Consider the following 11,811-nt stretch of genomic DNA (forward strand, 5'->3'; position numbering starts at 1 on the left):
CGCCCCCCGCCCCCACCCCTTTTTATCGACCCTCTAGGAAGGCCCGCCATGAGAACCGTCGCTGCACTGGCGCCAGTTGTGCTCGTTCCCCTGCTGATCGCATGCGAACCGGCACCCGCACCGGCATCGCCCGATCCCGTTGCCATGATGAGGGCCGCCGATTCGGCTGCTGCGCAGGTGATGGCGGTGGAGTACGACTTCATGCTCTCCGGATCGGGAGATCTCGAGGAGATGATCCCGCCCTTCACGGGCAGGGTCAGGGCCGGCAGGACCGCAGACGGAGACTTCCCGCTCCTCCTGGTCGAATTCGAAGCCGACACCCTCGATACAGGCGACATCCTGCCCTCCCTGACGATAGCTTCCGATGGCGACAGCGCCTGGGTGCTAGACAGATCGGCCCTGCTGCTGTCCCGAGGCTCCCTGGAGGCCGGCGCCACCGATCTCCTGGAATTCGCCTTCTACGGCCTGATGATCGAGTACGTGGTGGATGAGCCCTTCAGCTCCGAGATCGAGGCCGACAGCATCGCATGGGAGCGGGTCGACTCGGTCGGCGGCGTTCCCTGCGACGTGATCTTCGTCGTCTACCAGGACGGCATCGAGAGCGCGCGCTGGTTCATAGGAAGGGATGACCATCTCCCGAGGAGGGTCGAGCGCTTCGCCTCCGAAGAGGACATGACAGGCGCCCAGATCCTCGAGATCGCGAATCTCGCGGTCCTCGACCCCGCTCCCGGCCCCGAGGCCTACAGGCTCGCCGACAACCCAGACGGGATACGGACCGAGGACTACAGCAGCGTACTCGGCAACGGATCCCAGGCTCCGGACTGGACCCTCGAAACCCCCGACGGTGAGCGGATAACCCTCTCCGGGCTGGCCGGGAACGTCGTTGTACTCGACTTCTGGGCGACGTGGTGCGGGCCCTGCGCCAGCGCGATGCCCGGCATCCAGGCCCTCTACGAGGAATTCGAGGGCAGACCTGTGAGGATAATCGGCGTGAACGTGTGGGAGGACGGCGATCCGGCGGCGTTCATGGCCGAGAACGGATACACCTATCCTATAGTGATCGGCGGCGACGAGGTGGCCGAGGCCTATCTCGTAACCGGGATCCCCACGTTCTACGTGATAGGGATGGACGGCAGCGTGGTCTATTCGTCGCGGGGATACGATCCCGCGGGCGAGGAGACCCTGAGGAGCCAGATAGAGGCGGCCCTGGCCGCGCAGTAGGCGGGAGGTCGGTTCATGCTGCTATCCGAGGGCGACACCGTGATGGATTTCGTGCTCAGGGACCAGCACAACGTCGAGTTCTCACTCTCGGAGCTGATGGGCAGGAAGGTGCTCCTCTCCTTCCACCCCCTGGCCTTCACCCCCGTGTGCACCAGGCAGATGCAGTCCCTCGAGGACGCGTACTACCGGTTCGAGTCCATGAACACCACCCCCGTCGGGATCAGCGTAGATGCATGGCCGGCCAAGCATGCGTGGGCAAGGGAGATGGGCCTCAACAACCTCCGGATCCTGTCCGACTTCTGGCCGCACGGCGGAGTCGCCGGGAAGCTGGGGCTCCTTCGCGGGAAGGAGGGTTTCTCCGAGAGGGCCAACCTCCTGCTGGACGAGAACGGGAGCCTGATCTGGTCCCGCATATACGAGATCCCCGAGCTCCCCGACATAGACGAGGTGCTGTCGATCCTAAGCCAGAGATGAGGCATCCCGGGGCTCCGGCCGTGAGGCGCCTGTCCCTCCTGGATGGCGCTGACAGGGCCGGCGGCCTCTGTGTGGTCATAGACGTCTTCAGGGCAGGCACCTTCGCGTGCCTGGCCCTGGAGAAGGGCGCCGACTCGATCGTCCCTGCAGGATCGGTGGAGGAGGCGCGGGCGCTCAAGGCCGTGAACCCCGGCTGGATCCTGGCTGGCGAGCGCGGGGGCGTCATGCTCCCCGGTTTCGACACCGGCAACTCGCCGACACTCCTCATGGAAATGGACCTGAGGGGACGCACCGTCATACATGCGACCTCGGCGGGATCACGCGGGGTCCTGCGCGTCTCGTCACGCTGTGACACGGTGATGATGGCCTGCTTCTCGAATGCCCGGGCCGCCGCCGGGTTCGTCCTGTCCAGCGGGGCGCGCCTGGTGACCCTTCTCGCCATGGGCGACTCGGGTTCGATCCCCGCTCCTGAGGACGAGGAATTCGCATCGTTCTTCGAATCGACACTGGCAAGGGGCGGCCGGATAACCGATCCGGGACCGTGGCTCTCCCGCATATCGGCATCCGGCGCCACGCGCCGCTTCCTGGAGTCGGTCGAAGCTTCCATGCCGCCCGGGGATGCCTCTATCTGCCTGACCCCGGACACATGCGGGTCCGTGCCCGTTCTCACTGTAGACGGAGGCGGCCCCCCGAGGCTCGTTGATGTCACCCGGACCCCCTGATCCGGGATATCGGACAGAGGCGGGTTGACAACGGAACGATGTTTGTCTAGCATTGCTGTGACGAAGTTCACAAAGCGCACCGAAAGATACTCGTAAATGATGAACGGTGTCACGATCGCGAGCAAGACGGTCGGGCGGCTGAGTCTCTACAGACGCCTGCTGGAATCCTCCATCCCCGGCGGAAGGGAGCACGTCTTCTCCCACGAGCTGGCCGTGCTCGCATGCGTCACCCCGGCCCAGGTGAGGCGCGACCTCATGTCCACGGGGTGTTCCGGGAGCCCCGGGAAGGGCTACAGGACGAAGGATCTGATCGACGGCATCTCAAAGGTCCTCGACTATCCCGAAGTCCAGAGAGTGGCTCTCGTCGGGGTCGGCAACCTCGGCAGGGCCATCCTCTCGTACTTCTCGGGCAGGCGGCCGAACCTGAGGATCACCGCATCGTTCGACACCGATCCCCAGAAGACCGGGAGGGTCATAAACGGCTGCAGATGCCATCCGATGTCGGAACTCACGGCGGTGCTCAGGCGCGAGTCCATAGCCACCGCCATACTGGCAGTGCCGGCCGCGCGCGCCCAGGAGACGACGGATCTCCTGGTCGCCTCAGGCATTCACGGGATACTCAACTATGCACCGGTGCCCCTGAGGGTTCCTGAAGGGGTGTTCCTCGAGGAGAGGGACATGACGATGTCCCTGGAAACAGTGGCCTTCTTCGCCAGGAGAGCCGCGCTGGAGCGGAAATGACTCAGGATCTCGGATCGACGATCGACCGGATTGTGTCTGAACACCCGGGAACGGGCAGGGATTCACTCATCCCGATCCTCCAGGAAGCTCAGCACGAGCTGGGCTACCTGCCCAGGGAGGCAGTGGTGCTGATAGGGAGGAAGCTGAGGCTTCCGGTCAGCAAGATCTTCGGAGTGGCGACCTTCTACAACCAGTTCAGGTTCGAGCCGGTCGGCCGCTTCCACGTGCAGGTCTGCCGCGGTACGGCCTGCCACGTGAAGGGTTCGCTGAAGGTGCTGGAGAGGACCAAGCGCGAGCTGGGCATCGAATCCGGCAGGACCACGCGCGACGGCCTCTTCAGCCTCGAGATCGTCGCCTGCATGGGCGCCTGCGCTCTGGCGCCGGTGATCAGCATCAACGGCGAAGTGCACGGGAGGGTTTCCCCCGACGACGCCGCGAGGCTGATCCTTGACTGCAGGCAGACGGCAGAAACCAGGGAGGCCTGACATGCCGGGGCTTTTGGATCAGAAATGCTGTGACGGCTGCTGGCATTCCTCCGGCAGGACCTGCCCGGAGGTCGTGGAGTGCATCAAGAGCGGACCGCTCTGCCACGAGAACGCCGGCTGCTCTGACAGGAGGGCCGCCGCGGCGGCGGAATTCCTCCGCGGGGATGTCGAGAAACCAGTCGTCTTCGTGGGTACCGGCACCTGCGGACTGGGAGCCGGCGCCGGCCGGACCATCGAGGCCGTGAGGGCATGGATCGCCGGGAGGAGCGAACCCGTCTCCGTCGTCGAAGTCGGCTGCGTGGGAGCCTGCTATCTCGAACCCATCATGGACGTGCAGCTCCCCGGCAGGCCCAGGCTCTCCTTCTCGCAGGTGACGGGCGAGAACGCCCCCGCGATACTCGACGCCGTATTCGCCGGCGAAGTGCCGGCCGGCAACCTGATCGGCCAGTACGAGCCGGCCTCGAAGACTCCCTGGAACGGAGCAGGGCTCCTCTCCGAGCATCCCTTCTTCGCCGGGCAGACCCGCTGGGTGCTGCGCAACTGCGGCCTGATCGACCCGTCGAGCCTCGACGAGTACCTGGCGCACGGGGGCTACAGGGCCTACGCCCGGATGCTCCGGAGCATGACACCGTCAGAGGTGTGCGAGCAGATGGAGAGGAGCGGGCTGCGCGGGCGCGGGGGCGGAGGGTTCCCCACGGGTCGCAAGTGGCGCCTCGCACTCGAATCCCCTTCCGACCAGAAATACATGATCTGCAATGCCGACGAGGGCGATCCCGGTGCCTTCATGGACAGGGCCGTCATCGAGGGAGACCCCCACAGGGTGATAGAGGGCATCGCAATAGCCGCATATGCGATCGGTGCCACGCAGGCCTACTTCTACATCAGGGCGGAATACCCCCTGGCCATAGAACGCCTCAGGGAGGCCATAAGGCAGGCCCGCGAGCGCGGCCTGATCGGCAGGAACATCCTCGACAGCGGCACCGATCTCGAGATCAAGATCAAGATGGGTGCCGGCGCCTTCGTCTGCGGCGAGGAGACCGCCCTGATGAACAGCATCGAGGGCCGGCGCGGTATGCCCAGGCCGAGGCCGCCCTATCCCGCGGTATCCGGCCTGTTCGGCAAGCCTTCGGCCATCAACAACGTCGAGACCCTGGCCAACGTGCCGGACATCATGTGGAACGGCGCCGAGTGGTTCTCCTCCCTGGGCACCCAGGGCAGCAAGGGCACCAAGGTCTTCGCCCTCTCCGGCAAGGTGGTCAGGACTGGTCTTGTCGAGGTCGCGATGGGTACTCCCCTCGAAAGGATCGTGATGCAGATCGGCGGCGGCATCCCCGACGGGAAGGCCTTCAAGGCCGTACAGATCGGCGGGCCTTCGGGAGGCTGCATCCCCGCCCGGCATCTCGACCTCGAGGTCGACTACGAGTCGCTGAAGAAGTTCGGCGCGATGATGGGCTCCGGCGGCCTGGTCGTGATGGACGAGGACAACTGCATGGTCGACGTGGCCCGGTTCTTCATGGACTTCATCCAGCGCGAGAGCTGCGGCAAGTGCATTCCATGCCGCGAGGGCACCAGGAGGATGCTCGAGATCCTCGACGCCATCACCACGGGCCGGAGGGACGAGAAGAACCGTCAGGCCCTCGAGCGCTTCAAGGGCGTGGTCTACCTCGAGCAGCTCGGATCGATCATCAGGAAGACGAGCCTCTGCGGCCTGGGGCAGACCGCCCCCAATCCCGTGCTCAGCACCATCCGCTGGTTCAGGGACGAGTACGAGGCCCATGTCTACGACAGGAAGTGTCCGGCGGGCCAGTGCAAGAGCCTGCTCGTGTTCTCGATAGACCCGGAGAAGTGTGTGGGATGCGGCCTGTGCGCCAAGGCCTGCCCGTCCGGCGCGATCCTCGGAACCAGGAAGAGCCCCCACCACATAGTTCCCGAGAGATGCATAGGCTGCGGCGGCTGCAGGGAAGTGTGCCCCGTCGGGGCCGTCTCCGCCGAGTAAGGCAGGGGTTTTACCATGATAGAGATCACAGTCAACGGCAGGGCGGTCCAGGCGGAGCCCGGTGAGACCATCCTCACGGCCGTGCGCCGTGCGGGGATATCCATACCGACCCTTTGCTACATCGACGGGCTTCCTCCTTCGGGCGCGTGCAGGATGTGCATGGTCGAACTCGAGGGCGACGGGAGGCTCGTGCCCTCCTGTTCCTTCCCGGTGGCACCCGGGATGAGGATCCTCACCCATTCCCCCGACGCCATAGCAGCACGCAAGACGATCGTCGAGCTCCTCCTGGCCAACCATCCCGACGATTGCCTCTACTGCGCGAGGAACGGATCCTGCGAACTGCAGGGCTACGCCCTCGAGCTGGGAGTCAGGCAGAGGCGCTACGCGGGTTCCAGGAACGACTGGAAGCTGGACCTCTCGAGCCCCGCGATAGTCCGCGACCCGGACAAGTGCATCCTGTGCGGCAAGTGCGTGAGGGTCTGCGAGGAGATCCAGGGCGTCTCGGCGATCGACTTCATCGGCAGGGGCAGCAGGGCGCACATCGGCACCGCCTTCGACGAGGGGCTCAACGTGTCGAGCTGCATCAACTGCGGCCAGTGCATCAAGGTCTGCCCCACGGGCGCCCTCACCGAGAGATCGAGCATCAGCAAGGTCATGGACGCGATCAACGACCCGACGAAGACGGTCGTCGTGCAGCACGCCCCGAGCATCTCGGTGACGATCGCCGAGGAGTTCGGCATGAAGCCCGGGATCGACGCGGCCGACATGATGACCGCCGCCCTGCGCAGGATGGGGTTCGACAGGGTCTTCGACACCTCCTTCAGCGCGGACCTCACGATAATGGAGGAGGCTGCCGAGCTGGTCCACAGGATCAGGACCGGCGGCAGGCTTCCCATGATGACGAGCTGTTCCCCGGGATGGATCAAGTTCGTCGAGCAGTTCTACCCCGAGTTCCTGGGCAATCTCTCGACATGCAAGAGCCCGCAGCAGATGCTCGGTGCGATCATCAAGAGCTACTGGGCGGACCGCGAAAAGCTCGACCCCAGGAACGTCTACAGCGTCTCGATAATGCCCTGCACCGCCAAGAAGTTCGAGGCGGGACGGCCCGAGATGCTCCGTGACGGCATCCCCGACATCGACGCCGTCCTCACCACGCGCGAGCTGGCCCAGGCCATCCGCACCTTCGGCATGGACCTGGCCTCGCTGCCAGGCGAGCCTGCGGACACCCCGTTCGGCGAGCGCAGCTCGGCCGGCAAGCTCTTCGGCGCCACCGGAGGCGTGATGGAGGCGGCGATCCGCACGGCCCACTTCATGCTCACCGGCAGGGAGCTGGAGATCCAGAGGATCACCGCGATCCGCGGCCTCGAAGGCGTGAAGGAGGCCTCGGTGGACATCGGCGGCACAGAGGTGCGCGTCGCTGTCGCGAGCGGCACCGCGAACGCCAGGAGGATCCTCGACCAGATCAGGGCCGGTAGGTCCGATCTCCACTTCATCGAGATAATGACCTGCCCCGGAGGCTGCATCGCCGGAGGCGGGCAACCCCTGAACGCCGATCCGGAAGTCCTGAAGGCGCGAATGCAGGCGCTCTACGGGATCGACAGGGATGCGCAGCTCCGCACATCCCACTCCAACCCGTCGATCAAGAGGATCTACAGCGAGTTCCTCGGCGAGCCGGGAGGCCATCTCTCGCACGAACTCCTGCACACCAGCTACACCGAGAGGGACGTTCTCCTCTAGGAGGCCGGAATGCCCAGGAACGCGGGAATACCGCTCGTCACGACCGACCAGGAGAAATGCAAGGCCTGCTATACCTGTGTCAGGGAATGCCCGGCCAAGGCGATCAAGATCCATATCGGCAAGGCCGAGGTCCTGCCCGAGAGGTGCGTGGGCTGCGGAAACTGCGTCAAGATCTGCAACATGAAGGCCAAGACCGTCAGGAGCTCGATGGGGCTCTTCAGCGAGACCATGGCCTCCGGGGCCGAGGTCAGCGCGATCATCGCCCCGAGCTTCCCGGCGGAGTTCGCCGAGTACGACTACAAGGTGTTCCTGGGCATGATCAAGGCCCTGGGGTTCACCTACGTGAACGAAGTGGCCTTCGGAGCGGATCTCGTGGCGGAGCGGTACCGCAAGCTGCTCGAATCCGATCCGGACGGCCACTACATCGGCACGAACTGCCCGGCGCTGATCAACTACGTCGAGATGTACCACCCCGAGCTGGTCAGGCACCTGGCCCCGATCGTGTCGCCCATGGTGGCCACGGCCAGGGCTCTCCGCAAGCTGCACGGCGACGATCTGCGCGTCGTGTTCTTCGGGCCGTGCATCGCCAAGAAGTCCGAGACAGACGCTCCGAGTGTCGAGGACGAGGTCGACGCCGTACTGACGTTCGCCGAGCTCCGGGCGCTCCTGGACGATCGCGGGATCGACCCTGAAAAGGTAGAACCGATCGACTTCGACCCGCCCCACGCCGGGCTCGGTGCACTCTTCCCGGTCACCCGCGGGATGCTCCAGGCCGCCGACATCAAGGAGGATCTCGCAGCAGGCGAGGTCGTCACCGCAAGCGGCAGGCAGTCCTTCGTCGACGCCCTGAAGGAGATGGAGTCGGGCGGCATTGATGTCCGCCTGCTCGAGATCCTGTGCTGCAACGGCTGCATCATGGGCCCCGGCATGACCACTTCCGACCAGCGCTTCAGGAGGCGCTCGAACGTCAGCGCCTATGTCCGGAGCAGGCTCGCGGAACTGAACTTCAACCGCTGGTTCGTCTTCATGGACCGCTTCAAGGACCTCGACCTGTCCAGGACCTTCGAGGCCCACGACATGAGGATGAAGAGGCCTTCGCGCGAGGAGCTGCTCCCGATCCTCGAGAAGCTGGGGAAGCACGGCCCCGAGGACGAGCTGAACTGCGGAGCCTGTGGGTACGAAACCTGCCATGACCACGCCGTGGCCATCTTCGACGGCCTGGCCGAGAACGAGATGTGCCTGCCCTACACGATCGAGCAGCTCAAGAGCGCCCTCTCCGACCTGGCCCGCAGCCACGCGGAGCTGGCCAATGCCCGCGAGGCCCTGGAGCATGCGGAGAAGATGGCCACCATGGGCCAGCTCGCCGCAGGCATAGCCCACGAGGTGAACAACCCTCTCGGCGTCGTCCTCATGTACGCGCACATGCTCCTCGATGGCTGCGAGGACGATCCGGCCATGGGGGAGGACTTGAAGATGATCGCCGAGCAGGCCGACCGATGCCGCAAGATCGTCTCCGGCCTCCTCGACTTCGCCAGGCAGAACAAGGTGGTGCACCAGCCCACGGACGTCCCCGACCTGATCCAGCGCACCGTGAACCTGGTCACCCTGCCGCCGGAGATAGCGGTCGAGTTCAACACGGCGACGGACGACCCGATAGCCGAGATCGACCCCGACCAGATCGCGCAGGTCCTGACGAACCTCATCACGAACTCGATCGCCGCGATGCCGGACGGCGGCCTGCTCAAGTTCACCACGAGAGGCGACGCTCAGAACATCAGGATAGAGGCCTCCGACACCGGCACGGGCATCCCGCCCGCCAACATCAACAGGGTGTTCGAACCCTTCTTCACCACGAAGAAGATCGGCAAGGGAACCGGCCTGGGCCTGGCCGTGACATATGGTATAGTCAAGATGCACCGCGGGCAGATCAGCGTGACATCCAACGCCGACCCCGCAGCCGGTCCGACCGGTACGACGTTCACAGTGGTTCTGCCGAGGAGGCCCCCGGAGGAATAGGCCGGGGCCGCCCGCAGATACAGCAGGGGAGTCTGACATGTCTCAGCCGTCCGGGAGGGTCCTGATCGTCGACGACGATCCCGACTACCTCGAGCAGATGAAGATGTACCTCCAGTCGCGCGGGTACGAGGTCCACTCGGCCTCGAGCAGGCCGGAAGGGGAGAAGATCCTCGAAGAGATCGCCCCCGACATCGCTGTGCTCGACCTGATGATGGAGAACGAGGACGACGGATTCGTGCTCTCGTACCGCATCAAGCGGAAGTACCCGTCCACCCCGGTGATCCTCGTCACGGCCGTCACCCACGAGACGGGGCTCGAGTTCGACGAGACCGAGGACAACGGCAACTGGATCAAGGCCGACACCATCCTCGCGAAACCCATCCGGTTCGAGCAGCTCGAACGCGAGATCGCCCGCCTCCTGAGGGACAAGGCCTGAGATGCCGGGGCAGGGCTCCGCGGCCGCCGCGACCAGCGAGAGGCTGAAGGTCCTCGTGGTCGACGACGAGCCGGGGATGAGGCTCGCCGTCACCAGGGCGCTGACGGGCTTCACGGTGATGATAGAGGAGGTGGGCTCCGCCGTCTCCTTCGACATCATCCAGGCCGCCTCCGGCGAGGAGGCCGTGCTCAAGCTCGAGAGCGACAGGCCCGACCTGATGCTCCTCGACCACAAGCTGCCGGGGATCACGGGGCTCGACGTGCTGTCCTGGCTCTCGGACCAGAAGGCCGACGTCCTCACCGTGATGATGACGGCCTATGCCTCGATAGAGACGGCCATCGCAGCCACCAAGAAGGGTGCGTTCGACTTCCTCTCGAAGCCGTTCACGCCCGCCGAGCTCAAGGCTTCCGTGCGCAAGGCTGTCGGCCATCTCATCGCCCTCCGCAAGGCCAGGATGCTCGAGGAGGAGCGCAGGAAGGTCCGCTTCCAGTTCATCTCAGTACTCGCGCACGAGCTCAAGGCGCCCCTTGGCGCCATCGAGGGATATCTCTACATCCTCAAGGACCCCACCGCCTGCCAGGATCCGGCAACGCGCGACAGGGCCGTGGACAGGTGCATCGTGAGGCTGGGCGGCATGCGGAAGCTGATCCTCGACCTGCTGGACCTCACCAGGCTCGAGTCGGGGCAGCGCAAGCGCGAGATACACGACGTCGACCTGGCCGAGACCGCCCGCACCTCGATCGAGACCATGACGCCCGACGCCTCGGCGCGGGGCATCACGATGGAGCTCGACGTCCCTGACGGTACCGTGACCATCCCCGCCGACAGGGCGGAGATGGAGATCGTGATGAACAACCTCGTCTCCAACGCCGTGAAGTACAACCGGGACGGCGGCAGGGTGGGCATCTCCATACGGCGCAAGGGTGCGAGGATCATCCTGTCGGTCTCGGACACGGGCATCGGCATGACTCCCGAGGAGTCGGCCAAGCTCTTCCACGAATTCGTCAGGATCAAGAACGAGAAGACCAGGAACATCCTCGGCAGCGGCCTGGGATTGTCCATCGTGCAGAAGATCGCAAACATGTACGGCGGTACCGTGGAGGTCGAGAGCAAGCCCGACGTGGGCAGCACCTTCAGGGTGACGTTCGACACGGCCGCGGCCGGACGCCAGGAGGCATCCTCCCCGGCGACGGTAACCGCGGGTTCCGGAGGGGGCGGGGAATGATCGAGGAGAGGATCGAGAAGGCCTTCAGGGTGCCTCCCGACACCCCCGTCATCGTCAGGAACTCAAACGGTTCGGTGCACGTCAGGGGAGTCCGCGGGGAGTCGGGAGTGGTGCTCATCCGCAGGAACGTGGAGCCCGACCTGCCCCACACGAGATATGTCGAGGCCGAGATCGACGAGGGGCCGCCCTTCGTCATCCGCTCCTGCTACAGCCTCAGCAGGGTCAGGGCCTCGGTGGACATCGAGGTCTCGATGCCCGCAGGCATCAAATCCCTGAGGATCGAGACAATAAACGGCAACATCGTCGTTTCGGACATCCCATGCAGGCTCGAGGCCGCGTCGAGCAACGGGTTCATCCGCACGAGCGGCGGCGGCGGTCCCCTCGACCTCCACACCCGCAACGGCAAGATAGACGTGTCGGGGCCTGCCACCGTCGCATGCCTCGAGACCCTCAACGGCGACATCAGGGTGCAGATGGCCGCGCTGGCCGGAGACCCGGCGATGATCAGCACCGTTTCGGGCTCGATCGAGATCGGAGTCGAGGACGGGCTCTGCGCCGACTTCGAGGCGGTCACCGGGCGCGGAGCGATCCGGCTGAACGGCATCGACGTCATTTCGCCGACCACGGGCACCGGCATGCTCAAAGGCACCATCGTCAGGAGCGGACAGCGCTTCCGGGCCGTTGCCAGGATCGGCGGCATCTCGTTCTCCAGGGCATCCGCCCTGGGCGGCCAGCCCGGAGAGCAGCAGGAGAACTGA

11 protein-coding genes are annotated in these 11,811 nt (G+C 65.2%); all 11 read left to right on the forward strand.

What is annotated here, in order from left to right; all coding sequences use genetic code 11:
- The first annotated feature begins 48 nt into the window (after window positions 1–48).
- The 11 genes from QUS11_08615 to QUS11_08665 all read left to right on the forward strand — a co-directional run bounded on the left by QUS11_08615 (window position 49) and on the right by QUS11_08665 (window position 11,811).
- Window positions 49–1,221, forward strand: coding sequence for a TlpA disulfide reductase family protein (locus QUS11_08615; GenBank protein ID MDM7993362.1), 1,173 nt, complete (start codon window positions 49–51; stop codon window positions 1,219–1,221).
- Window positions 1,222–1,236: 15 nt separating this feature from the next.
- Window positions 1,237–1,695: a redoxin domain-containing protein gene (locus QUS11_08620; protein MDM7993363.1), complete on the forward strand. Its 459-nt coding sequence runs from the start codon at window positions 1,237–1,239 to the stop codon at window positions 1,693–1,695.
- Window positions 1,692–2,417: a 2-phosphosulfolactate phosphatase gene (locus QUS11_08625; GenBank protein ID MDM7993364.1), complete on the forward strand. Its 726-nt coding sequence runs from the start codon at window positions 1,692–1,694 to the stop codon at window positions 2,415–2,417. Before QUS11_08620 ends, QUS11_08625 begins: the two co-directional genes overlap by 4 nt.
- A 99-nt stretch (window positions 2,418–2,516) precedes the next feature.
- Window positions 2,517–3,158: a redox-sensing transcriptional repressor Rex gene (locus QUS11_08630; GenBank protein ID MDM7993365.1), complete on the forward strand. Its 642-nt coding sequence runs from the start codon at window positions 2,517–2,519 to the stop codon at window positions 3,156–3,158.
- Window positions 3,155–3,643, forward strand: coding sequence for an NAD(P)H-dependent oxidoreductase subunit E (locus QUS11_08635; GenBank protein MDM7993366.1), 489 nt, complete (start codon window positions 3,155–3,157; stop codon window positions 3,641–3,643). Before QUS11_08630 ends, QUS11_08635 begins: the two co-directional genes overlap by 4 nt.
- A gap of 1 nt (window position 3,644) precedes the next feature.
- Window positions 3,645–5,639: an NADH-ubiquinone oxidoreductase-F iron-sulfur binding region domain-containing protein gene (locus QUS11_08640; protein ID MDM7993367.1), complete on the forward strand. Its 1,995-nt coding sequence runs from the start codon at window positions 3,645–3,647 to the stop codon at window positions 5,637–5,639.
- Between the two features lie 15 nt (window positions 5,640–5,654).
- The gene (locus QUS11_08645; GenBank protein MDM7993368.1) at window positions 5,655–7,376 is read left to right on the forward strand and encodes an NADH-dependent [FeFe] hydrogenase, group A6; all 1,722 of its coding nucleotides are present in this window, start codon (window positions 5,655–5,657) and stop codon (window positions 7,374–7,376) included.
- A 9-nt stretch (window positions 7,377–7,385) separates the two neighbouring features.
- Window positions 7,386–9,392, forward strand: coding sequence for a [Fe-Fe] hydrogenase large subunit C-terminal domain-containing protein (locus QUS11_08650; protein ID MDM7993369.1), 2,007 nt, complete (start codon window positions 7,386–7,388; stop codon window positions 9,390–9,392).
- A 37-nt stretch (window positions 9,393–9,429) separates the two neighbouring features.
- Window positions 9,430–9,828: a response regulator gene (locus tag QUS11_08655; protein ID MDM7993370.1), complete on the forward strand. Its 399-nt coding sequence runs from the start codon at window positions 9,430–9,432 to the stop codon at window positions 9,826–9,828.
- Window position 9,829: 1 nt separating this feature from the next.
- Window positions 9,830–11,053 carry an ATP-binding protein gene (locus QUS11_08660; GenBank protein MDM7993371.1) on the forward strand — a complete coding sequence of 408 codons (1,224 nt, stop codon included), beginning with the start codon at window positions 9,830–9,832 and terminating at the stop codon, window positions 11,051–11,053.
- Window positions 11,050–11,811 (forward strand): hypothetical protein, encoded by a 762-nt coding sequence (locus QUS11_08665; GenBank protein MDM7993372.1) that lies wholly within the window; start codon window positions 11,050–11,052, stop codon window positions 11,809–11,811. The genes QUS11_08660 and QUS11_08665 overlap by 4 nt, the downstream gene beginning before the upstream one ends.

Origin of the sequence: Candidatus Fermentibacter sp. (assembly GCA_030373045.1) — a bacterium.
GTDB lineage: Bacteria > Fermentibacterota > Fermentibacteria > Fermentibacterales > Fermentibacteraceae > Fermentibacter.

What these genes read in the sequence shown, in the direction of transcription:
- QUS11_08615 (MDM7993362.1), top strand. Translation starts at nt 49, where the DNA reads ATGAGAACCGTCGCTGCACTGGCGCCAGTTGTGCTCGTTCCCCTGCTG.
- QUS11_08620 (MDM7993363.1), top strand. Translation starts at nt 1,237, where the DNA reads ATGCTGCTATCCGAGGGCGACACCGTGATGGATTTCGTGCTCAGGGAC.
- QUS11_08625 (MDM7993364.1), top strand. Translation starts at nt 1,692, where the DNA reads ATGAGGCATCCCGGGGCTCCGGCCGTGAGGCGCCTGTCCCTCCTGGAT.
- QUS11_08630 (MDM7993365.1), top strand. Translation starts at nt 2,517, where the DNA reads ATGAACGGTGTCACGATCGCGAGCAAGACGGTCGGGCGGCTGAGTCTC.
- QUS11_08635 (MDM7993366.1), top strand. Translation starts at nt 3,155, where the DNA reads ATGACTCAGGATCTCGGATCGACGATCGACCGGATTGTGTCTGAACAC.
- QUS11_08640 (MDM7993367.1), top strand. Translation starts at nt 3,645, where the DNA reads ATGCCGGGGCTTTTGGATCAGAAATGCTGTGACGGCTGCTGGCATTCC.
- QUS11_08645 (MDM7993368.1), top strand. Translation starts at nt 5,655, where the DNA reads ATGATAGAGATCACAGTCAACGGCAGGGCGGTCCAGGCGGAGCCCGGT.
- QUS11_08650 (MDM7993369.1), top strand. Translation starts at nt 7,386, where the DNA reads ATGCCCAGGAACGCGGGAATACCGCTCGTCACGACCGACCAGGAGAAA.
- QUS11_08655 (MDM7993370.1), top strand. Translation starts at nt 9,430, where the DNA reads ATGTCTCAGCCGTCCGGGAGGGTCCTGATCGTCGACGACGATCCCGAC.
- QUS11_08660 (MDM7993371.1), top strand. Translation starts at nt 9,830, where the DNA reads ATGCCGGGGCAGGGCTCCGCGGCCGCCGCGACCAGCGAGAGGCTGAAG.
- QUS11_08665 (MDM7993372.1), top strand. Translation starts at nt 11,050, where the DNA reads ATGATCGAGGAGAGGATCGAGAAGGCCTTCAGGGTGCCTCCCGACACC.